The following is a 23,721-nucleotide window of genomic DNA, read 5'->3' as shown; positions in this document are numbered from 1 at the left end:
ATTAATAGATTTTAAAAAATAATTCCAGGTCAAGCTTATCATTATTTATTTTAGAGCGCAGCCTGCCGTTGCTTAATGTCAGCGTAGACGGTGTTCCGGTCATTCCTCTTGTAGTTTCCTTAAAAGTAAGATCGAATGTTCCTTTGACTATGCCCTGGTCTATATCTGTTATTTTAACAATATTGGCTGGGTCGGTATTGAGGTGATAGGTCCTTACAACCACATCCTGCCCAACCGTGGTGTAAAGCATCGCATCCAGGTCGGGCGATCTGTACACACCCGCTCCCTTGTTAATTAAGCGTATAGTCAAGTGGTCTTCACCCGATGACCCACGCACATAAAGCGTATCTTTTTTAATGACGGACCTAAAGCCTGCATCAGGGTAGGTTGATTTAAAGGTTGTATTATCACTGTTCTCTGCGTATACATATTGGTCTAAGCCTTCAACAGGATTTTTTTTGCAGGATGTATAAACGATAACCCCAATCGCTACAAGTAAGAGTATTTTTTTCATAAAAGATCTTTAACCTACTTACGCACATCAGTTTCATTTCGCTACAAGTAATCTAATTTATTTCATTCGATTCTTGGTCTGATGTGCCTGTGCCTCATTAGAGAAATTATTGTTATTTTAGAAATGAGTAAGCGTGTGCAAAAACATATTTTTGTACCCCGTTTCATTAGCATGATCACCAAACTCACCGTAGATAAAATTATGGAAGCTACCGACATTGTTGAGGTAGTGGGCGAGTTTGTGCAATTGAAAAAACGTGGTGCCAACTATGTGGGCCTTTCGCCATTTGCGAACGAGAAAACGCCATCATTCACCGTATCGCCGGTTAAAGGGATTTTCAAGGATTTCTCATCTGGTAAAGGAGGATCTGCAGTGACATTTTTAATGGAACTGGAGAAGTTTACCTACCCCGAAGCGCTCAAATGGCTTGCAAAAAAATACGGTATCGAAGTTGAAGAAACCGTCGAGTCTGCAGAGAACAAGGAAGCCGAAAATCATCGCGAGAGCTTAATGATCGTATCGTCATTTGCTGCACAGTTCTTTCAGCGCAGCATGTGGGATACCGACGAGGGTAAGTCTATTGGCCTCAGCTATTTTAGGGAGCGTGCTTTTACGCCAGAGGTCATGCGCAAGTTTGAACTGGGCTATTCGCCCGATCAATGGGAAGCATTTACAGGCGAAGCTATAAAGTCGGGCTACCAGGAGCAATACCTGGAAGAAACGGGGTTATCCGTAAAGCGCGACAATGGCACATTGTATGACCGTTACCGCGGCCGCGTAATGTTTCCCATCCATAGTTTTACCGGACGGGTAATAGCCTTTGGCGGTCGAACGTTAAAAAGTGATAAGAACGTACCCAAGTATGTCAACTCGCCGGAGAGTGAGATATACCACAAGTCGAACGTTTTGTACGGCTTATATTTTGCCAAGCGCAGCATCCGCGAGCAGGACAACTGTTACCTGGTAGAGGGTTACGCCGATGTGCTGTCTGTTCATCAGGCGGGCATCGAGAATGTAGTCGCTTCATCGGGTACATCCCTAACTGTAGAACAGATTAGGCTGATTGGCCGGTTGACACAAAATATCACGATCCTTTATGATGGGGATGCCGCGGGGATAAAGGCATCGCTGCGCGGATTAGACCTAATACTTGAAGAAGGCTTGAATGTGAAGGTGGTCTTGTTCCCGGATGGAGATGACCCCGACTCATACGTTCGTAAAGTAGGTGCAAGTGCATTTAAGCAATACATAGAGCACAATAAAAAGGATTTTATTCCTTACAAGACAAGCATTTTATTAAAAGACGCAGGCAGCGATCCTTTGCGCCGTGCCGAGGTGATACGTGAGGTGGTAGAAAGTATCGCGCGAATACCTGATTCTATAAAAGCTTCGGTATTCATTCGCGAGTGCAGCCACCAAATGCAGATAGAAGAGCGGGTACTGCTCACCGAGCTAAACAAAATGCGTTTGGCGCGCTCGAAGAAAACAGGTCTGCAGGCCGAAAGGATAGAGGCTTATCAGGATAATACCCAACCTGCGCCAACGCTCGAAGCACCGCGCGAAAAGCATACAGGCTTAACGCAGGAGAAAGAAGTAATACGTTTACTGCTGCATTACGGCAACCGCATTGTCGATTGGGATGATATAGCAAATACCTATATCGGGCCGTTTGTGATCAGTCAGTTAGATGATGTGACCTTCGACAATGAGCAGTGCAAAATGTTTATTGATATCTACCGCAAGCAGGTGGAAGATGGTGTTTTGCCCGATGAGCAATTCTTTATCCATCATCCGGATAAGCAGATTGTAGACCTGTCGGTAGATTTGCTGGCCAGCCGATATACATTAAGTGAAAACTGGTATGAGATGCACAAGATTTTGGTAAGCGATGAAACGCAGAATATGCGGGCTACGGTCTTGGGCGCTATTTTCCACCTAAAACAGCAAAAGGTGAGCGTGATTTTAGAAAACCTGCGTAAAGAGCTACAGGCAGCACAAAACGCCGAAGAGGAAGAGATATTGATGGGGAGATATATCCAGCTAAAAAAAGTGGAGAAGTACATCTCAGATTACCTGGGCTCAGTCATCATAAAATAATGGCAGTTCATAACGATCTTGGTCGACGGGGAGAAGCGATTGCCAAAGCCCACCTGGAAAGCCTGGGTTATGAAATATTAGAAGAGAACTGGACGCATGGCAAACTCGAAGTTGACCTGATCGCTTACAAAAACGGTATCATTGTTTTTATTGAAGTAAAGACCCGCACAGGCACGGGCTTTGGTCAGCCCGAAGATTTTGTAGACGACCGTAAACAAAAATTGCTGGCAGAAGCTGCTGATGAATATATTTACCTGATGAACCATAAGAGCGAAGTGCGGTTTGATATAGTGTCTGTATTATTAAAAGCCGAAGAATATAAACTGAACCACATCGAAGACGCGTTTTGGCCGATAGGGTAGGCACATTACCCAACATGTTAAGCAAATATGTCATTGCGAGGCACGAAGCAATCTCATAGGAAATTTGTTGCTGGAATTGCACCGTCGCTCACAATGACCATAAGAAAAAGCTGATGAAATTAACAACGATACTAACCATCGCCGCGATAACGGCAACAATTGCAGGCTGTAAAGACAAAGCCGGAAACGGGTTTAACGTTACCATATCGCCTGATGCGGGCACAACCTTCAATGCCGGGAAAGATGTAGTTGTGAAAGCCGGATACACTGCCGACCTCAATCCCGATTCGGTAGTTTATCTGCTTGACTCGACAAGGATAGCAGCCAAAAAAGATTCGTCGGCATTGACGCTTACAACGGATACACTTAAACTAGGTATAAAAAACCTTACAGCGAAAGTTTACAAAGGCGGTAAGCACGAAGACGCATCCACCAACGTGGTGGTGCTGGCCGCAAAGGCACCGCAGCAATTGACCTACCAGGTGGTGGCAACCTTCGCGCATGACACTGCAAGCTATACAGAAGGCCTGGTTTACCGCGATGGCTTTCTTTATGAAAGCGATGGCGGCCGGGCTGCTGATCCCGAAGGGCAATCGAGTTTGCGGAAAACTACCGTGCAAGGTAAGGTACTGCAGAAAGTAGATATCGACCCGAAGATATTTGCAGAAGGGATATCACTTGTGGGTAATAAGATAGTACAGCTTACCTGGACGGAAAAGATTGGGTATGTGTATGATGTAAACACGTTTAAATTACTGAGCACATTTACCAACAATGTAGGTGTTGAAGGCTGGGGCATGACATTCGACGGTAATAAACTGTATATGGACGACAGCACAAACCGTATCTGGTTCCTTAACAAAGACACTTATCAGCAGGCCGGTTACATAGACGTTTACGACGACAAAGGGCCCATAAACCAGATCAACGAATTAGAATTTATTAACGGGAAGATCTTTGCCAATGTCTATCAAAAAGATGTTATTGTTGTCATAGATCCTAAAACCGGTGCGGTTGAGCAAACGCTGGACCTTGCAAAAATATACCCCGACCGCACACAACATAACCCTGATGCGGATGTATTGAATGGCATTGCCTGGGAGGCCGCCGGCAAACGTCTTTTTGTCACCGGCAAAAAATGGGATAAATTGTTCCAGATAAAAGTGCCTGGGGTGAACTAAAGCAATTATCGATATGCCATCCGCCTTAAGCATCAAAAATAAACCCACCTGGAAAGGTTGCGTTAGGGATAGCAGCGGCATCCTGCGAAGCAGATAAAGCGGATAGCCCGGGCCGCAAAGCGGCAACGCCATAAACATTGTTATTTAACCAAAATCAATAACCCCAACCATCGCAAAACTGAGTCTTTGACATATCACATCTCTTTAATAAAATCCTTCGCTACACTCTGATTGACATAGTTTATCGAATATCTACCTTGCTTCTTGTCTCTCCAATAACCTATCTTTGACGCATGACTAAAGAACAAGTTCAGGATTTAAGGGATAGAACAGCTTCCCTGAGGAGGCATCTTTGACATTGACAAGAAATTAGAACTGCTGCAGCAAGAGCAGGATATTACTGTAGGTCCGCATTTTTGGGACCATCCAAAAGAGGCCGAGAAAGTATTGGCTTCAATCAAAGCCAAAAAGATCTGGACAGACGCTTACCAAAAAGTGTCGTCCGTGGTTGATGATACCGGCGTATTATTCGAATTCTTCCAGGGAGGCGATGCTACCGAGGCCGAAATGCAGGAGCAGTTCGATCAGGCTGTTACCGCTATCGAAGAGCTGGAATTTAAGAACATGCTTTCGGCCGAAGAAGACCAGCTGAATGCCGTGCTACAGATCACAGCTGGCGCGGGCGGTACAGAAAGCTGTGACTGGGCCGGCATGCTCATGCGCATGTATATTATGTGGGGCGAAAAGAACGGCTACAAAGTTACCGAGCAGGACTACCAGGAAGGCGATGTGGCGGGAGTGAAAACCGTAACCCTGCAATTAGAGGGCGAATTTGCGTACGGTTACCTTAAGGGCGAGAATGGTGTACACCGCCTGGTGCGCATTTCGCCGTTCGATGCAAATGCCAAGCGCCATACCTCCTTCGCGTCGGTATATGTGTACCCGTTGGTTGATGATACCATAGAGATAGATATTAACCCGGCTGATGTGGAGTTTGAAACGTTCCGCTCAGGTGGTGCAGGCGGGCAGAACGTGAACAAGGTGGAGACCGCCGTAAGGCTTTACCACAAGCCATCGGGCATTATCATCAAGAACCAGGAATCGCGTTCGCAATTGCAGAATAAGGATAACGCTATGCGTTTATTGAAGTCGCAATTGTATGAGATAGAGATGCGCAAGCGTATGGAAACCACCAATGCCATTGAGGGTAATAAAAAGAAGATAGAATGGGGCTCACAGATACGCAACTATGTGCTGCACCCGTACAAACTGGTGAAAGACCTGCGCACAGACCATGAAACATCAAACGCCCAGGCCGTGTTAGACGGCGAACTGGACGATTTTCTGAAAGCCTACCTAATGGAGTTTGGCGGGGATAAGGGTTAAGTGCAGATAGCCTGTAACTAATTGTTAGGATATAAGGAAGCTGACAACAGACCAATGAAGCCGGCACGGGTGGCGTCGCCATAGGGGGTGGGTATTTTAAGTTGTTAGTCAAACGTGGTTTAGACTGACAATCAGATGTTTACAGTTTTTCGAATATGGGTTGATCGCGAAAAAATGCCTTTTTAGGTCATTTTTGACGTTGCATCGCCATACCATCGCCATAGCATAGCCACCCCCTCTCCGAAGATGAGTAGGGACGTTACGCCGAGGCCTCGAAGCATGGCGTGGCAGAGTGTTTAAGCATCATGCCATTCTGAAGATGGTGAAGAATTCTATTAAATCCATCACAAATTTTGTAAGATTCTTCACTTCGCGTAAATGACAAGTCTTAGATTTATGATATGAAATACCTTTTCTCCGCCCTATTGCTATTCACTATGTCCGTGGCAGTCTACGCACAGCAAGCTGACCCCATCGACCTGTATCCGGCAGGCGTGCCGAACAGCAAGTCGACCCCCGCTTCTTACGTAGAAAAATTTGAGAATGGCGACTGGATGAGCAGAGTGAGCAAGCCGCAGTTGCTACCATTTTTCCCCGCCGAAGGTAAAGCGAATGGTACAGCGGTAGTGATTTGCCCGGGCGGGGGCTACGCGGGTTTATCTATGGTTAAGGAAGGGCAAAAGGTTGCGTTGAAATTAAACGAGATAGGTATTACCGCCTTTGTCTTGAAATACCGCTTACCAAGTGACAGCATTATGGTGGATAAAACCATAGGCCCGCTGCAGGATGCACAACGCGCCATGCAGATGGTAAGGCAAAATGCCGCAAAATGGCACATCGACCCGGTAAAAGTGGGGATCATGGGTTTTTCTGCAGGTGGGCATTTGGCATCTACCGAAGGCACGCATTACAGTAAAGCAGTCGTTCCTAATCCTGATAATGTTAATCTGCGTCCCGATTTTATGATGCTGATCTACCCGGTAATTACCTTCGGGCAGTATGCGCATACGGGTTCGCGGGATAATTTGTTGGGTAAGAACGCTTCGCAGAAAATGTTAGATCTGTATTCTAACGAGAAGCAGATCACTAAAGATACGCCGCCAACATTCATTGCCCATGCGGAAGACGATGACGTTGTGCCTGTACAGAATGCCTTAATGTTTTATAACAACCTTTTAGCCGCCAATGTAAAAGCCGAGATGCACATTTACCAATCAGGTGGCCACGGCTTCGGGCTCAATAACCCCAAAGAATCTGCCGACTGGTTTGCGGAATTGGTAGTGTGGATGAAGGCAAATGGGGGGGTAAAGTAGCAGACAACTTCTTAATTATATAATAGTTAGCTTTGTAATATGTTATCAGTAAATGATATAGAAACTAAGCTTAGGGAAATTAAACCTGTTTTGGCAACACAATTTAATGTTAGCGCTATAGGTTATTTTGGTTCTTATGCTACCGGTAAATTTAATCCTGATAGCGATTTAGATCTGCTTGTAGAATTTGCTCGTCCTGTAGGATGGAACTTCTTTACTCTCGAAAGCTTTTTAGAAAAATCATTCGGGCTGAAAATAGATCTGGTAACAAAGAATGCGTTGAAGGAACGAGTTAAAGAAGATATATTAAGCCAGGTAAAATATATTTGAAACCACACGAAAGAGATCCTCTCTTATATTTAGAAGACATTAAGTTATCTATCGAGAGAATAACTCAATATCTCGATTCTATGGATTTTATTGCTTTTCAAGATAATTATATGGTCATTGATGCAGTGATCAGAAATTTTGAAGTGATAGGCGAAGCATCAAAAAGGCTCTCCAGCGAAATAAAATTAAAATACCCCAACGTGCCTTGGGAAGAGATGTATCGCTTAAGAAATAAGATAAGCCACGAATATTTTGGGATCGATCACGAAATAATCTGGTCTATCGCCAAAGAGCAGCTTCCGCAAAATTATCAAGACATTTTGGAGGTAATTGAGCGGGAAGCAAGAATTTGAAAGTTCTAAAAAGCAACTGCCCGCCCGATAACCCTAAAGAATCTGCCGACTGATTTACACAACTGGCAAGGTGCATGAAGATAAATGGTGGATGAATTAACTATGACTTCAACGGTTAAAAAATATGGCGTTAATAATGCAGGTATCGTCCTGCTGAACCCGTTTCTGCCAAATGCTTTTAAGAGACTAAATTTTACTGATCCGGATAGCGGTGGCCTGATAAAGCCGCACGATGCTGCGGCGTTCTTACAAAACTGTGTTGGTGCGGATGATGAAAGCGGCGCCGGATTGATCAATTTACTTTGTGGATTAGACCTCGCGCACAGGCAAGTAAAACCGGCACCAAATCTTGATATTCAAAGACTTGCTGATGAGTTATTACAGGCTGTTATTGCAAATTGGATTCAGCTCAGAAATTCATCACCAACGGCGTTAAAAGAAAGTTTTTTGCAGCGCCCGGGTCACTTAAGTTACACCGGTCATAGCTGGCAATTAGAAGTTTCAAATCATTCATACGATGTGGTCTTGCAGACCTGTCCATGGACGTTCGAAGAGATAAAATTACCGTGGATGAGTACGGCATTAAGTGTCAGTTGGGCGATTTAGCCGGAACTCTTTAAAGGTAAAAGTCCTTTTTACTCCAACACTATCTCCAGCAGCTCGTTCAGCTCAGTAACTTTATCGGTCGAGCCTAAGTTTTCATACGCACTGATGAGGTTGCGAAGTACACGGCGGATAATATCGGCATTGGTGCAAGGCTCATAAAATTGCTTATCGGGTTTTACGCCCAATTGCTTCAGAAACATGTCTACATCGCGGCGGCCAAACACCAGGCCTTTGTTAAAGGCATTAATGTAAAACAAAACGCCGCCTTCAAACTCGCTCTCTTTACTTTCATCAATGTATGCCAGTATAAAGTGCTGTGGCAGGTTAACGCCGTAGATAGGTATATCTAGTTTCTGCGCTATGATGCTATAAATGATGGCCAGTGATATCTGGTTACCTTTGTGCGATTCCAATACCTGGCTCAGGTAGCTGTTCTGCGGGTCCTGATGGTTTGCCGTGTTGCCGCTAAAGCCATGCAGATTGTAGATCACATGATTTATCAGCTTCACATGGTCGGCCGGGCTGCCTTCGGCGTACATGGTCATCCAAACATCGCGCTTAATGCTTTCAATCTGGTTGATCACTTTCTGCTCGTCCAGGTCAGGGTATTGATATTTGTTTATGGTCAAGATACCGCGCAGCAGGTCAAAGCTGCCGCTTTGGTACCATAGCTTAAGGTCGGTTTTAACGTTGTTAAATTGTATTTCATGAACCAGGTCGGCAATACGCTCCTGCAATATCGGGTCAAAAGCCTCGCTCCAGGCGGCTTCTAAGAAACCGATGGCCTCGTCGCCCAGGCCGAAAAGCTTATCATGCACATGGCCAAATATTTCCTGGTCGGGATCGTCTAACAATTTTATAAGTGATTTTATTTCTGATTGCGTTATTTCGGGCATAAAATGTATTCCTTTATCTACTTTTACCGCCATGTTTAAGTGGCAGTTTGCTAAAGATTATCTATTACACAGGTTACAGGCCGGCAACCGCCATGGTTTACACTCGCCTTTTGTGTACCGTTTGGTAGATGAAGTAATTTACGATTTTAAACCCAAAAGCGTATACGCCGAAATTGAAAATTACAGAAAACAACTATTGCATGACGATAGCGAAATTACCGTTACAGACCTGGGCGCCGGCTCGCATGTAAATAACAATAAGCAAAAAAAGATAAGCCAGATAGCAAAGAACGCGCTTAAACCCCCTAAGCTGGCGCAGCTGCTTTATCGCCTGGCGGCCGACTTACAGCCCGCCAACATCATAGAGTTAGGTACCTGCCTGGGGACTACCACCCTGTACTTACACGCAGCCGCGCCCAATGCTAAAATATACACCCTAGAGGGCTGCCCGCAAACCGCCGGCGTAGCTCAAAAAGGATTTGATAAAACAGGTGCTAAAAATATTCAACTGATTACCGGGAATTTTGACGACACACTTCCGCCGCTGATAAACGAACTGGATCAGCTTGATTTTGTATTTATAGACGGTAACCACCAAAAGCAAGCTACACTGGATTATTTTAACCGGTGCCTGCCTAAAGTGCATGAAAACTCACTACTGATATTTGACGATATTTACTGGAGCGAAGGCATGAAAGAAGCATGGACGGAAATAAAAAAACACCTTGACGTTACTGCCACCGTTGACTTGTTTTGGATAGGTTTGGTATTCTTCAAGAAAGGCAGGATGAAGGAAGATTTTAAGATACAGATTTGAAGGCCTCACCCCGGCCCTGTCCGAAGGAGAGGGGGTTAAACGCAATCTTTTCGAAGTCCTCTCCTTTGGAGAGGATTTAGGTGAGGCCTAAAACGCTTCCCCCAACGCCAGGTATAAACCGCTCTGCCGGCTTTCTCCGGGGCGTTTTTCGCCAAAGCCATAGTCCACGCGGATAGACAGGCCTTTTTCCACGTCGAAGAAATAACGTAACCCGCCACCATAGTTCGGCTTAAGGTCTTTGGCATTAAAGCTGGTATTGAACACTGTTCCCGTTCCGGCGAAACCCACCAGGCCAATGCGGTCGCTCAAGCGGTAGCGCAGTTCCGCCTGCCCCGCAACGAGGTTGCGGTCGCGGTAACGGCCGTTGTAGTATCCACGCATCATCTCGTCGCTGCCCAGGGCAGGCAGCAAATAAAACGGCGAGCTGCCACCTGTAAGGTTTTGGTCCTGCACGTTCAATCCCAAAACAAACTTGCGGTTTAATGAAAAGAACTGCGCATACTCTATGTTAAAAAAGCCGCCGCTATAACTATTATTCCCGAACAAGCCCTGCATGGCGTTAAAGTAGCTGGTAACAACAATGCCTTTTGTGGTGTAAGTGTTGTTATTGCGGCTATCGAATATCAGGCTGGGGCCTATAAAAACAGTGCTGCCGCCATTACGGTATTCTACCCGTGTGTCGGTATCAAACACGCCGCCGGGGTTTTTATTTTCAAAACGGTAATTAAATCCGCCGGCTACTGCGCCCAGATAAATATATTTTCCAAGGCGTTTGTCGGCTTCAAGGTTCAGCTTAAAGCGCTGCAGCCCCAGATCAACCTTGTAGCTTTTTAATGTGTTGTTGCCAATCCCGTAAAAATTGGCGGGGAAGTTTACATAACTCGCCGCGGCTATATAATGCCATTGATTTTGCGGCGTCCAGTAGCTGGTGCTCAGGCTTAACCTCTCCTGGCCTTTTGTTGTTATAGTAGCGTAACCAAACAAGTTCGATACCCTTGTCCCCTTGGTTAACGTATCGGTATAAAAAGAATAAAGCCCCGATGCGCCAACTTCGAGGCCCGTCTCCGGTGCAGAACTTAGCACCGGCAGCAAGAAAAAGCTGCCGCGCTTGCTGGTATCTTTCTCAAAGATCATCCGCCGTAAAAAGCGGGGCAAAATGTTGCGCTGGGCAAATAGGGTAGTGCTGCAGCCAAGCAGCGTGATAAGCAATAAGGCTTTACGCATTTGCGGAATAAAAAAACTTGAAGCAAATTTTGTTTGCTAAGCAATGCCGAAATTATAAAATCGTTAAAACTTATCAGTTGTTTTTTTAGTTACTCTCTTTTACTTAGCCCGGAACTATACGCTCTAAACTCTACATGGACAGTATTCCGTTATTAACCGATAAGCAGTTAATAGATGTGCTCAACCTAACCAAGGTTGCCACTGCTATTCACGTTACAGAAGATGCTGTAATCCAAACCGCAAACCAGGCGATGCTTGATGTATGGGGTAAAGATAGCAGTGTAATAGGCAAATCGCTTGAAGCCGCCCTGCCCGAGTTAAAAGGTCAGCCCTTTATAGACATGTTCAAAAGGGTTTGGAATGAAGGCCTGGTCATATCAGGTACTGATACCCCCGCCGACCTGATGATTAACGGCGAATTAAAAACCATTTACTTTGATTTTGAATACCGGGCTGTAAAAGATGAGGCCGGAAAAGTGATCTGTATTTTGCACACGGCTACAGACATAAGTGAGCGTTACTTCGGCCGCCAGCGCGAACAGACGCTCATGGAAGAATTGGCCACTACAAATGAAGAATTGGCCGCCACAAATGAAGAGTTGGCTTCAATGAACGAAGAACTGTCTGTCACCAACGAAGAGGTAAGCGAATCTTACGCTGCTTTAAGAGAACTGAACGATAACCTGGCTGAGAGCCGTAATGAACTAAGTTTCGCTATAGAAGCTGCTGACCTCGGCACATTTGACCTTAATCCTAAAACAGGAAAGTTTGTCGGTAATGCCAGGTTAAAGCAATGGTTTGGTTTGGGTGCCGATGACGAAATAGATCTGGCAAACGCTACTGATAACATAGCAGAGGAAGATCGTCAGCGGATACTAGCGGCCATAGACGAGGCGATGTCTTTCAGATCAGGGGGCACTTACGACGTAGAATACAAGATCATCCACCCGCACGACAAAAAAGAAATTATAGTCCGCGCCAAAGGCCGAACGGTATTTAGTGATGACCAAAAGCCCTTAAGGTTTAGTGGCACTGTTCAGGATATAACAGACCAAAAGCGCCGTGAACAATATAAAGACGATTTTATCAGCGTGGCAAGTCACGAACTTAAAACGCCTATCACAAGTTTAAAAGCGACCCTGCAAATGCTCGACAGGCTAAGGGATAACCCCGGCGACCCGGCTATAGCAAAGTTAATTAGTCAGGCTAACCGCAGCATGAATAAAACCACTATGCTGATAGATGACCTGTTGAACGCCAGCAAAGTAAATTCAGGCCAGCTGGATCTCGCTAAAACTAATTTCCTTATTGCAGAGTTGCTTCGCAATTGCTGCAGCCATATACGCGCAGAAGGCAGGTATCATTTGAATATTGAGGGCGACCTTGACTTAAGGGTTTATGCAGATGAGCACCGTATAGACCAGGTGGTGGTAAACATGGTAAACAACGCGGTTAAATATGCGCCTGATTCATTCGAAATTACATTGCGGATAGATAAGGCCGACAATTTCGCGCGTATCTCCGTCATAGATCACGGACCCGGCATTAACCCCGAAAATGTGATGAAGCTATTTGACCGGTATTACCGGTCAGAACATGCAGGCGCGCAGTTCTCCGGGCTTGGTTTAGGGCTTTACATCAGCGCGGAGATCATCAAAAAGCATGGTGGCAAAATAGGTGTGGATAGCGAGTTAGGCAAAGGCAGTACATTTTGGTTTACGCTGCCATTGTAGCTTCATATTCGTGTTTAAACGCTTCCAAAGCGTTAGTTCTCTAATTCTAAAATCCTGCAAATTCTGCTACAGACTTTCTTACCTTTGCGCCAATATTTATTTGATTGAAAATGAGCACTACAAGAGGACCTATATCTCAATTTATTGAGCGCAATTATTTGCATTTTAATGCTGCAGCGTTGGTTGACGCAGCCAAGGGATATGAAACCCACCTGCTTGAAGGTGGTAAAATGATGGTAACCCTTGCAGGTGCCATGAGTACTGCGGAACTTGGCATTTCGCTGGCGGAAATGATCCGCCAGGGAAAGATAGACATCATTTCATGTACCGGTGCAAACCTCGAAGAAGACATCATGAACCTGGTAGCGCACTCGCACTATAAACGGGTGCCCAATTACCGCGACCTGAGCCCGCAGGATGAGTGGGATTTGTTAGAAAACCATTACAACCGCGTTACCGATACCTGTATCCCAGAAGAAGAAGCTTTCCGCCGTTTACAAAAGCACATCCACAAAATTTGGAAAGATGCCGACGACAATGGCGAACGTTACTTTCCGCATGAGTACATGTACAAAATATTGCTAAACGGCGAGTTAGAGCAGTATTACGAGATCGATCCGAAGAACTCATGGATGCTGGCCGCTGCTGAACGCAACCTGCCAATTGTGGTACCGGGATGGGAAGATTCTACAATGGGCAACATCTTCGCGTCTTATGTGATCAAGGGCGAAATAAAAGCTACGACCATGAAAAGCGGCATTGAATACATGGCATGGCTTGCCGATTGGTACCCTAAAAATTCGGGAGGTAAGGGGATAGGTTTCTTCCAGATAGGTGGTGGTATAGCCGGCGATTTCCCTATCTGCGTAGTTCCTATGCTTTATCAGGATATGGAGATGGAAAACATCCCTTTTTGGAGCTATTTCTGCCAGATATCAGACTCTACCACTTCTTACGGATCTTACTCGGGTGCTGTACCCAATGAGAAGATCACATGGGGCAAGCTGGACATCGACACGCCAAAATTTATCGTTGAAAGTGACGCCACAATTGTAGCGCCGCTAATTTTTGCATGGATTTTAAAGCAATAATTGATATTTGCAATAGTGCTGAAATGAGTAACTCGTTATTTTTCAGCTGTTATAACACTTAATCATTAAAAAGCCCCCTGACGTTTAATCAAGGGGCTTTTGTCATTTATTTAGAACAATTATAAATTATGATTATGTGTCATTACTTTGTCAGCCATTGTTTAATAAATTATACTTTTGTGGACTGTTAAAAAGCCGTGTTGGCATACGTCTGCAAGCTAATTACAGAAACTAACTACGAAATATTCAGCACAAATACACTGTATGAGAAATATCTCATTGACATTTAAACAATTTTCCAGGACACTTTTACTGATTGCAGGGTTCGCGTTTATGGCTGTTTCGGCACAAGCGCAGGCAGATGCTGCAAAGGGTGAAGCATTGTTCAAAGCAAATTGTACTGCCTGTCACAAAATCGATGCTCGTATGACCGGTCCGGCGCTTGGGCCAACCATTTCATCAGAAACTGATGATAAATGGCTTACCAAGTGGATCCAAAACAACCAGGCCCTTATCGCTGCAAAAGATCCTAAGGCATTAAAGATCTACAACGAGTATAACCAGTCACAAATGACTGTGTTCACCAACCTTTCTGATGGTGACGTTGCTAACATCATCGCTTACGTTCGCGACGACTACAAAAAATTACAATCAACACCTAAAACATCAAATGGTGACCCTAGTACTGCAGACAGTGGCCCAAGCGAAGTTTTGATATTCAGCCTTATAGGTGTTCTGATAGTTGCCTTTATTGTTATCCTGGTTTTAAACAGGGTTATCGGCACATTAGAAAAAGTATTGGTTAACCGTGCCGATCTTCTTCCTGAAGAATTGGAAGCTGCAGAAGTTGAAACTGTTAAAGTTGATCGTTTTGCAACCATCAAAAGGTTAGCTAAGAACAAGAAACTGGTTTTCTTCGTAGTGTTGTGCTTGTTCATCGCTTTCGGTAGCTGGAGCTGGGTAACCATGTGGAATACTAACGTACACCAGGGTTATCAGCCTGAGCAGCCAATCAAATATTCGCACGAATTGCACGCGGGGGTAATGCGCATCAATTGCCAGTATTGCCACGGTGGTGCTTACAAGAGCAAAAATGCTACTATCCCGTCTCTTAACGTTTGTATGAACTGCCACAAAGTGGTTAAAACAGAATCGCCGGAGATACATAAGATCTATGACGCTTTGGGTTACGATCCGTCTACCCAGAAATATGACAGCACTAAAGCAAGGCCAATTCAGTGGGTGCGTGTACACAACCTGCCTGATTTCGCTTACTTCAATCACTCACAGCATACTAAGGTTGCCGGTATTGAGTGTCAGCGCTGCCACGGCCCTATCCAAACTATGAAACAAGTTTATCAGTACTCACCGCTTACCATGAAATGGTGTATACAGTGCCACAAACGTACCAACGTTAATTCTAAAGGCAATGCATACTACGAGAAAATGGTTGCTATACATGATGTGATCAAAAATGGCGGTCACGTTACTGAGGCGCAAATGGGTGGTTTAGAGTGCGCTAAATGCCACTATTAATTTAGAAGTGAGATGTGAGATTTGAGATGTGAGACATCATCGCGAATCGAAAATTTAAAAAAAGAAACTTAGCAATTACAGTTTATATAGCTTAAATGGAAAGCAATAAAAAATACTGGAAAGGTTTAGAAGAACTGAACAAAACTCCCGAGTTTGTTGAAAAGAACAAGCACGAGTTTGCAGAGCCTATCCCTATCGAAGATATATTAGAGGGCGACGGGCTTAAATCAAAAACTCCGCGCCGCGACTTTTTAAAAGCTTTAGGTTTTGGCGTTGGTGCTGTGTCATTAGCAGCCTGCCAAAAGGTTCCGGTTCACAAATCTATCCCTTACTTAATAAAGCCTGAAGAGATCACCCCGGGTTTGGCCAACTTCTATGTATCTAGTTACGAAGGCCAGGCTATATTGGTAAAGACCCGCGAAGGCCGTCCTATTAAAATTGAAGGTAACCCTAACGATATTTTTGGCAAAGGCGGTACATCATCAGCTGCACAGGCTTCTGTATTAGATCTGTATGATTCAAGCCGTTTAAAAGGCCCTATGCAAGACGGCGGCGAAAGCGGCTGGGACGCGATCGACACCTATATAAAAAACCGTTTAGCAACTACAAAAGCATCTGGTAAAGGTATCCGCCTGGTAACGTCAAGCATCAACAGCCCATCTACTTTAGGTGTAATTGCCGATTTCATTGCCGCTTATCCTACTGCAAAACACGTAGTATACGATGCAGTATCTTATACAGGTATCATCCAGGCTAATCAAAATAGCTTTGGTAAAGCCGTATTACCGCATTACAATTTTGACAAGGCTGATGTTATTGTAAGCTTCGGCGCCGATTTCTTAGGCAGCTGGATCTCACACACAGAGTTTAGCCGTCAATATGCTTCTAACCGTGCCGCAAAAGCCTTAGAAGAAAAGAAAATGTCTCGCCACATCCAGTTCGAGACAGGTATGAGCCTAACCGGCAGTAACGCCGACGTGCGTATGCCGATCAAACCTTCAGAAGAGGGCACCGCGATCATTAGCTTATACAACGCGCTTAGTGGTAACACGCTTGGTGGCGGTAAAAAAGTAAGCAATGCCGCTACAGATACCGCTATTACCCTCGCAGCTAAAGAATTGATGGCGGCAAAAGGCCGCGCTTTAGTGGTTTCGGGAAGCAATGATGTAGCTACACAGATATTGGTTAATGCTATCAACTCTTTGTTAGGCAGCTACAGTACCACTATCGATCTTGATAATCCATCAAAACAATACAATGGTAACGATGCCGGTATTGTTGAGTTGGTTAATGAGATGAACCGCGGCGAGGTTGACTGTGTGTTCTTTTTAAACAGCAACCCAATTTATGATTATTACGACGCCAAAGCATTTAAAGCTGCTTTAGGCAAAACCAAACTGCTGGTCTCATTGTCGGCTTACCGCGATGAGACTGCTGCTGTTTCTAATATTATTGCGCCTCAAAGCCACTACTTAGAAACCTGGGGCGATGCAAACGCTGCAGAAGGTTACTATACTATTATCCAGCCAACAATTAATCCGGTTTATGATACCCGCCCTGCAGAGCAAAGCTTATTGGTTTGGGCTAACGCGCCGGTTAAAGATTACTACACTTACGTACGTAACACCTGGGAGAAAACCATTATGCCTATTGCAGGTTTAAGCGGCCAGGCCGGATGGGAAAAATTATTGCAAACAGGCTATGTAAAAGCTGCCGCTAAACCGGCCGGCACTTACACCTTTAGCAAAGATCTCAACGCTGTTGTTCAAACTATTGCCGGCCATGCAAGCCAGATAGCTGCAAGCGGCGACGGTAAATTAGAACTGCAAATATTTGAAAGCCCTAACCTTGGCGACGGCAAAAAAGCTAACAACCCATGGTTACAAGAATTGCCTGATCCGGTTACTAAAGTAACATGGGATAACTTTGCTGCCATCGCGGTTAAAACTGCTAAACAATGGGGCTTAGAAGAAGGCGATTGGATCTCGATCACCGCTAACGGTTATACTATTGACCTGCCGGTGCTTTACCAGCCGGGACAAGCACAAGGCACTATTTCTGTGTCGGTAGGTTATGGCCGCACAAAAGCGGGTAAAGTAGGTGAGGGCGTAGGTAAAAACGCGTTCCCGTTTGCAACTTACCGCAACGGTACTTTCCAGAATTCAATTGTTGCCGATGTTAAAAAGACCGGCGCATTGACATATGTGTTCGCGCAAACGCAAACACACCACTCTTACGAAGGCCGTAACAGCATTATCAAAGAAGGTACTTTAACCCAATACGTTAAAAATCCTGAGTCGATCACCGGTAAAGGCGAAGGCAAAGAGAATTATGATCTTTGGGACGAATACCAACGCCCAACCTACAACTGGGTAATGGCTATAGATCTTAACGCTTGTACAGGCTGCGGATCTTGTATAGTTGCGTGTACTGCGGAGAATAACGTTCCGGTTGTGGGACGCGATGAAGTGCGTAACCGCCGCGAGATGCACTGGATACGTATTGACCGTTACTACAGCTTTAAAGACGGTGAAAAATCTGTAACTAAAGAAAAAGAGATCAACAAACTTGATGATCTTGATCATGTACAGGTTACTTACCAGCCAATGCTTTGCCAGCATTGCGACCACGCGCCTTGTGAAACTGTATGCCCGGTATTGGCCACCACACACTCAAGCGAAGGCTTGAACATGATGACCTATAACCGTTGCGTAGGTACACGTTATTGTGCAAACAACTGCCCTTACAAAGTGCGCCGTTTCAACTGGTTTAACTACTGGAATGACTCTCGTTTTGAGAACTATATCCAAAATGAATACACCGAGCTTGTGCTTAACCCTGACGTTACTACCCGTTTCCGTGGTGTAATGGAGAAATGCAGCATGTGCGTGCAGCGTATACAGGCAGGTAAATTGAAAGCCAAGCTGGAGAAACGCCCGTTACAGGACGGTGAAGTTAAAATGGCTTGTCAGCAATCATGCCCTACAAACGCAATTGTTTTCGGTAACCTTAATGACCCTAACTCTGAAGTTGCAAAAGCATTGAAGAGCGAGCGTACTTATTATGTGTTAGAAGAGCTTAACGTTAAACCGGGTATTGGTTACCAGGCTAAGATCAGAAACACAACTGTAACAGGGGCTTAATTTAAAAGAGATAAAAAATACTATATGTCATCTCACAAAGAATCAATAATAAGGGAACCGTTAATTACCGGCAGGAATATAACCTACGGGCAAATTACCGACGAAGTATTACTCCCTGTTGAAAGTAATCCAAGCAAAGCCTGGTGGATAGGCTTCGGCGTAGCATCTTTGTTTGCCGCCCTGTGGGTATTTGCCATCAGCTGGACCTTTTGGTTCGGTGTAGGCGAATGGGGGTTGAATAAAACAGTTGGCTGGGCTTGGGATATCACCGGTTTCGTATGGTGGGTAGGTATCGGCCACGCGGGTACGCTCATCTCCGCGGTACTTTTGATTTTCCGTCAAAACTGGCGTAACTCGATCAACCGCTCTGCAGAAGCGATGACCATCTTCGCGGTAATCTGTGCAGCCACGTACATTTTCGGTCACATGGGCCGCCCCTGGTTAGCTTACTGGACGTTACCATTGCCAAACCAATACGGTTCTCTTTGGGTAAACTGGAACTCGGCCCTGATGATGGACGTGTTCGCGATATCGACTTATTTCTCTGTATCATTGGTATTCTGGTATACAGGTTTACTGCCCGATCTTGCCGCTATTCGCGACAGGGCTACAGGCCTTAAACAAAAGATGTATGGCATAGCATCATTCGGCTGGACAGGTTCAGTAAAAACCTGGCAACGTTTTGAAACTGTATCATTGATCCTTGCAGGTATATCAACGCCACTGGTACTTTCGGTACACACAATCGTGTCCTTTGACTTTGCTACATCGCTTGAACCGGGATGGCATACTACCATCTTCCCGCCATACTTCGTTGCGGGTGCTATCTTCTCTGGTTTTGCTATGGTGCAAACACTATTATTGGTAGCCCGTAAGGTATTAGGTTTAGAGAACTACATTACCATGTTCCACATCGAGTCGATGAACAAGATCATCATTTTGACGGGTTCTATTGTAGGTGTAGCTTACCTGACAGAATTCTTTATCGCATGGTACTCAGGTGTAGAATATGAGCAATACGCGTTCATCAACCGTTCAACCGGTCCTTACTGGTGGGCGTACTGGAGCATGATGACCTGTAACGTAATTACACCGCAGTTATTCTGGTTCCGAAAGATCCGTTTGAGTATTATGGCATCCTGGATTCTTTCTATTATCGTAAATATCGGTATGTGGTTCGAGCGTTTTGTGATCATCGTAACATCACTGCACCGCGACTATGTACCATCTAGCTGGGTAATGTTCTATCCAAGCTGGGTTGACGTAAGTATCTTCATCGGTTCGATAGGCTTGTTCTTTACCATGTTCCTGATATTTATTCGTTTGGCTCCATCACTGGCTATCGGCGAGGTTAAGCTTTTGCTTAAAACTGCAAGTGAGCAAATGAAGCTTAAACAAATTAAAGAAGGCCACCTTGATCCTGAACAAGTACAGTTTTACAAAGAATCATTACAAAAATACGATAGCGTTGAGCTGTCTGACTACGAAAACGTATAACCATGAGCAGCACTAAAATGATATTGGGTGTTTTTGATGACCCTGATGAAATGATGGACGGCATCGATGGCCTGCAGAAAAATAGTGTTACTATTTATGATGTGTACACGCCAATGCCAATCCACGGTATAGAAGATAAATTGAACATTAAAGATTCGCGCCTTGGTTATGCAGCATTTCTTTGCGGCTGCACAGGTTTGAGCGTAATATTCAGCATAGTGTATTACACACTTGTTCATGACTGGCCAATGAACATTGGCGGCAAGCCACACTTTGCCATGCCCGATTTTGTGCCTTTTTGCTTTGAGTGGACCGTATTGTTCACTGCGTTTGGCATGGTAGGTACATTCTTTTTCGCAACGCACTTGTTCCCCGGTCGCACGGCACGTGTTATGGATCTGCGTGCCACTAATGATAAATTTGTTATCGCTATAAATCCAAAGGGCTTAAGCCTTCCGCACGAAGATATCACCCGCATTTTAACAGAAGCAGGTGCCACAGAAGTTAAGCATAACGAAAGAAAATATGTTAGCTATGAATAAATATAAAGTATTGGGTATTACAGCTGTTACTATTGCTGCAACCATACTGGCTACCTCTTGTAAAGACAACAAGAGCACCGGTTGGGAGTATGCACCCAATATGTATGAACATATTGCTTACGACCCTGACCAGAAGAACCCGAACTTTAAAGACGGTAAAACTGCACAGGTGCCGCCTGCAGGTACAATTCCATTGGGTTTTACCCGCTTTGACTATCCAAATACTAAAGACGGTTATTTACAAGCCGGCCTCGAGGTTAAAAACCCTATCGCTCAAAACAAAGCCAACTTTGATGAGGGTAAGGTTTTGTTTGAGCACTACTGCTCGCCTTGCCATGGCGTAACAGGCCAGGGCGATGGTTTGGTGGTTCAGCACGGTTTCCCGGCTCCGCCATCTTATTCTAAGGGCCAGTCATCTCGCGGTGGCGCCATGAAAGAATTGACAGATGGTAAAATATATCACACCATTACTTACGGCGTAAACTCTATGGGTTCATACGCGTCGCAGTTAGCACCGGAAGAGAGATGGAAAGTGATCACTTATGTTCATCATTTACAAAACTTATAAGCAATTAGAGATAGATGAAAACTGAATATAGTTTTGACAACCATTACGAGTTTACAGGCAAGATAAAAACCTGGAGCTTGGTAGCAATTGTTATAGGTGTCTTAGGCATTTTATATGGGTTCTTTGCCGATCACGGCGAGATGGGCATTCAGCGTACCTTTTCTAATCTGTTGCTTTGCGGTTATTACTTTGCCTGCGTTTGTATTTGCGGTGTGTTTTTTATGGCGTACCAATACGCGGCACAAGCGGGCTGGTCTGTAGCAATTTTGCGTATACCACAAGCTTTGGCACGTACACTGCCAATTGCAGGCTTAATATTAATAGTGATCATCCTTGCGGGTTTATTTACTACCCATCCCGAGATGATTGAAGGCCATGAAGTAAAAGCCCCTTATTTGTATGCGCACTGGGCCACTAAGGGTTTGACCGACCCTTCAAGCAAGATCTATGATGCTATCATCACAGGTAAAGCACCTTTCCTTAACATTCCGTTCTTTTTAGGTACTATCATTGTTTTACTATTCTTATACGCGTTATTTGGCCGTATGCTGGTTAGGTTTTCTGAAACAGAAGATCAAATGGGCGGAATGGTTAACTACGAGAAAAGCTTTAAGTATTCATTGATATTCCTGGTAATCTTTGGCTTTACATACCCGATCTTCGCATTTGGTGGTGTAATGTCTTTAGAAGCGCACTGGTTCTCTACCATGTTTGGCTGGTATAACCTGGCTGCCTTACACGTAGCAGGTTTATCTGTGATCACCTTGATATTAATCTATATGTATCAGAGCGGTTATTTCCAATGGATACATGTAGACCACATTCATACATTGGGTAAACTGATGTTTGGTTTCTCTATCTTCTGGACATACGTTTGGTTTGCACAGTTCTTCTTAACCTGGTATGCCAACATGCCGGAGGAGTCTGTGTATTTCTACAAACGCTGGGAGCCCGAATATAAATGGTGGTTCTGGTTAAACATTGTGTTAAACTTTGTGTCGCCATTGTTATTATTAATGTCGCGCGACGCTAAAAGGGTATTACAACGCGTTAAAATTGTATGTATTGTGTTGATCATCGGCCACTGGTTAGACTACTACCTAATGATCATGCCGGGTACATTAAAATTGCCTGAAGGGGCTAAAGTTCCTTTTGGTATAGAAGACTTTGCCATCTTCGTCGGTTTTGCAGGCTTATTCACCTTTACCGCACTTACAGCCTTAAGTAAATTTAAAGCGTTAGTGCCGGCTAAACACCCGTTTGTAGACGAGAGCCTTCATCATCACATTTAATAATTGCTAACTTTGTAAAAATTGAAGAATACCAAACCGAACTATAAAATGGCATTCAGAAAACTCATAAATATAAACAAGTTCTTTGCTGCATTAACCTTGCTTTTATTATCTGCAACAGGTGTTTGGGCACAGGCTACTGTTAACGCTACTACCCCTGCAGCGACCGAAAAGGCAAACGTTTGGGTGGGCCCCGGTTACTACGTATTGCTGTTTTTGGTGATATGCCTTGCAATTGCCATAATTGGTAAAATACTTAAGGTTTATGACATTACCCAGCAGATACAACATAAAGAGCCTATAAAATTGAATAACCTTATGGCTTATTTCTTTATTGCCTTTTTGGTGATAGGTATGATTGGTGTTTGGTGGTCGTTCTCTGTTCAAGGCAGCATGATCTTGCCGGAATCTGCTTCATTGCACGGTATTAAAATTGACCACATGTTTTGGATCACTTTTGGTATCACCGTTATCGTATTTATCGGCACACAGATACTGTTGTTCGGCTTCGCATTTAAATACCGCGGTTCTGAAAAACGCAAAGCATACTATTTGCCGCATAATAATACCATTGAGAAGGTTTGGACAATCATTCCTGCTATCGTGTTAACGGTACTGGTTGTGTTTGGCTTCTTTACATGGAGAGAGATCACTAACACTGTTGACGCTAAAGGCGAAAAGGCTTCGTTAAACATTGATATTACAGGGCACCAGTTTGCATGGGAAGTACGTTACCCCGGTCGGGACGGTCAGTTAGGCAGAAAAAGCTATAAACTGATCACAGGAACAAATAAATTGGGTGTCGATTTTCAGGATCGTCATAGCCTCGATGATTTAGCGGCTGACACTATCGTACTCCCTGTTAACAAATCTATCCGCATTAATATTTTAGCGCAAGATGTTATACATAGTATGTACATGCCAAACTTCCGCGTGCAGATGAATGCTGTACCGGGCTTGCCTACCTTCTTTAAATTTGTACCTATTATCACTACCAATGATATGCGCAACAGGCTTGACGATCCAACGTTTGAGTATCGCATGTATTGTAACAAGATCTGCGGTGGAAGCCACTATAACATGCAAAAAGTAGTACGCGTGGTATCTCAGGCAGAGTATCAGGTATGGCTTGCACATCAAAAACCATATCTGTCAGACGCTTTGAAAAAAGAGTTGAAAATGGCAGATGCAGGTTCTGTAAAAAGTGATAATAAAAGGTTAGCGTTAAACAATTAATACA

At 44.4% G+C, this 23,721-nt stretch carries 21 protein-coding genes; 18 read left to right on the top strand and 3 right to left on the bottom strand.

Annotation, left to right across the window (positions count from 1 at the left end; genetic code table 11):
• Position 1 precedes the first annotated feature (1 nt).
• Positions 2–514: a DUF6252 family protein gene (locus tag GO620_RS11195; protein WP_157525447.1), complete on the bottom strand. Its 513-nt coding sequence runs from the start codon at positions 512–514 to the stop codon at positions 2–4.
• A gap of 171 nt (positions 515–685) precedes the next feature.
• Here GO620_RS11195 and dnaG point away from each other — a divergent pair, with 171 nt between their 5' ends.
• From dnaG to GO620_RS11155, 8 genes are all read left to right on the top strand, one after another.
• Positions 686–2,611, top strand: a complete 1,926-nt coding sequence (gene dnaG / locus GO620_RS11190; protein WP_157525446.1) for a DNA primase — start codon at positions 686–688, stop codon at positions 2,609–2,611.
• A complete protein-coding gene (locus GO620_RS11185) occupies positions 2,611–2,973 on the top strand; it encodes a YraN family protein (RefSeq protein WP_157525445.1) in 363 nt (120 codons plus the stop codon). The genes dnaG and GO620_RS11185 overlap by 1 nt, the downstream gene beginning before the upstream one ends.
• A 113-nt stretch (positions 2,974–3,086) precedes the next feature.
• Entirely contained in the window at positions 3,087–4,154 is a 1,068-nt protein-coding gene (locus GO620_RS11180; RefSeq protein WP_157525444.1) for a glutaminyl-peptide cyclotransferase, read from the top strand.
• A gap of 293 nt (positions 4,155–4,447) precedes the next feature.
• A protein-coding gene (prfB, locus tag GO620_RS11175; protein ID WP_157525443.1) for a peptide chain release factor 2 occupies positions 4,448–5,540 on the top strand; the annotation gives its coding sequence in 2 pieces (ribosomal slippage) (positions 4,448–4,507 and positions 4,509–5,540; 1,092 coding nt in all).
• Between the two features lie 401 nt (positions 5,541–5,941).
• Entirely contained in the window at positions 5,942–6,853 is a 912-nt protein-coding gene (locus tag GO620_RS11170) for an alpha/beta hydrolase (protein ID WP_157525442.1), read from the top strand.
• A gap of 39 nt (positions 6,854–6,892) precedes the next feature.
• Entirely contained in the window at positions 6,893–7,183 is a 291-nt protein-coding gene (locus GO620_RS11165; protein WP_157525441.1) for a nucleotidyltransferase family protein, read from the top strand.
• Positions 7,180–7,536: a HepT-like ribonuclease domain-containing protein gene (locus tag GO620_RS11160; protein ID WP_200229909.1), complete on the top strand. Its 357-nt coding sequence runs from the start codon at positions 7,180–7,182 to the stop codon at positions 7,534–7,536. The genes GO620_RS11165 and GO620_RS11160 overlap by 4 nt, the downstream gene beginning before the upstream one ends.
• A gap of 84 nt (positions 7,537–7,620) precedes the next feature.
• Positions 7,621–8,142, top strand: coding sequence for a contractile injection system tape measure protein (locus GO620_RS11155; RefSeq protein ID WP_157525439.1), 522 nt, complete (start codon positions 7,621–7,623; stop codon positions 8,140–8,142).
• Positions 8,143–8,171: 29 nt separating this feature from the next.
• Here GO620_RS11155 and GO620_RS11150 read toward each other — a convergent pair whose 3' ends face one another.
• Complete coding sequence (locus tag GO620_RS11150) at positions 8,172–9,071, bottom strand: transglutaminase-like domain-containing protein (protein ID WP_244139403.1); 900 nt, start codon at positions 9,069–9,071, stop codon at positions 8,172–8,174.
• On the opposite strand from GO620_RS11150, the gene GO620_RS11145 reads away from it, so the two are divergent.
• Complete coding sequence (locus GO620_RS11145; protein WP_157525438.1) at positions 9,070–9,855, top strand: O-methyltransferase; 786 nt, start codon at positions 9,070–9,072, stop codon at positions 9,853–9,855. The two genes, GO620_RS11150 and GO620_RS11145, sit on opposite strands and share 2 nt — an antisense overlap.
• Before the next feature lie 87 nt (positions 9,856–9,942).
• On the opposite strand, the gene GO620_RS11140 is transcribed toward GO620_RS11145, so the two are convergent.
• The gene (locus GO620_RS11140; RefSeq protein WP_157525437.1) at positions 9,943–11,079 is read right to left on the bottom strand and encodes a BamA/TamA family outer membrane protein; all 1,137 of its coding nucleotides are present in this window, start codon (positions 11,077–11,079) and stop codon (positions 9,943–9,945) included.
• Between the two features lie 134 nt (positions 11,080–11,213).
• Between GO620_RS11140 and GO620_RS11135 the strand changes: the two genes are divergently transcribed.
• The 9 genes from GO620_RS11135 (at position 11,214) to GO620_RS11095 (ending at position 23,717) form a co-directional block, all read left to right on the top strand.
• Positions 11,214–12,812: an ATP-binding protein gene (locus GO620_RS11135; RefSeq protein WP_157525436.1), complete on the top strand. Its 1,599-nt coding sequence runs from the start codon at positions 11,214–11,216 to the stop codon at positions 12,810–12,812.
• 110 nt (positions 12,813–12,922) lie between these two features.
• Entirely contained in the window at positions 12,923–13,903 is a 981-nt protein-coding gene (locus GO620_RS11130; protein ID WP_157525435.1) for a deoxyhypusine synthase family protein, read from the top strand.
• 264 nt (positions 13,904–14,167) lie between these two features.
• Complete coding sequence (locus GO620_RS11125; RefSeq protein ID WP_157525434.1) at positions 14,168–15,439, top strand: c-type cytochrome; 1,272 nt, start codon at positions 14,168–14,170, stop codon at positions 15,437–15,439.
• Positions 15,440–15,534: 95 nt separating this feature from the next.
• Positions 15,535–18,582 carry a TAT-variant-translocated molybdopterin oxidoreductase gene (locus GO620_RS11120; RefSeq protein ID WP_157525433.1) on the top strand — a complete coding sequence of 1,016 codons (3,048 nt, stop codon included), beginning with the start codon at positions 15,535–15,537 and terminating at the stop codon, positions 18,580–18,582.
• Between the two features lie 24 nt (positions 18,583–18,606).
• On the top strand, positions 18,607–20,079 hold the full coding sequence (gene nrfD, locus GO620_RS11115; RefSeq protein WP_157525432.1) for an NrfD/PsrC family molybdoenzyme membrane anchor subunit: 1,473 nt from the start codon (positions 18,607–18,609) through the stop codon (positions 20,077–20,079).
• A 2-nt stretch (positions 20,080–20,081) separates the two neighbouring features.
• Positions 20,082–20,621, top strand: coding sequence for a DUF3341 domain-containing protein (locus tag GO620_RS11110; protein WP_157525431.1), 540 nt, complete (start codon positions 20,082–20,084; stop codon positions 20,619–20,621).
• Positions 20,614–21,189 (top strand): c-type cytochrome, encoded by a 576-nt coding sequence (locus GO620_RS11105; protein ID WP_317198304.1) that lies wholly within the window; start codon positions 20,614–20,616, stop codon positions 21,187–21,189. The genes GO620_RS11110 and GO620_RS11105 overlap by 8 nt, the downstream gene beginning before the upstream one ends.
• 14 nt (positions 21,190–21,203) lie before the next feature.
• On the top strand, positions 21,204–22,481 hold the full coding sequence (locus GO620_RS11100) for a quinol:cytochrome C oxidoreductase (RefSeq protein ID WP_157525429.1): 1,278 nt from the start codon (positions 21,204–21,206) through the stop codon (positions 22,479–22,481).
• Positions 22,482–22,529: 48 nt separating this feature from the next.
• Positions 22,530–23,717 carry a cytochrome c oxidase subunit II gene (locus GO620_RS11095; RefSeq protein WP_157525428.1) on the top strand — a complete coding sequence of 396 codons (1,188 nt, stop codon included), beginning with the start codon at positions 22,530–22,532 and terminating at the stop codon, positions 23,715–23,717.
• The last annotated feature ends 4 nt before the right edge of the window (positions 23,718–23,721 follow it).

This window comes from Mucilaginibacter ginkgonis, from assembly GCF_009754905.2.
Lineage (GTDB): Bacteria > Bacteroidota > Bacteroidia > Sphingobacteriales > Sphingobacteriaceae > Mucilaginibacter > Mucilaginibacter ginkgonis.
The sequence above is the reverse complement of the archived record's forward strand: the minus strand, read 5'-3'. Positions and strand labels throughout refer to the sequence as shown.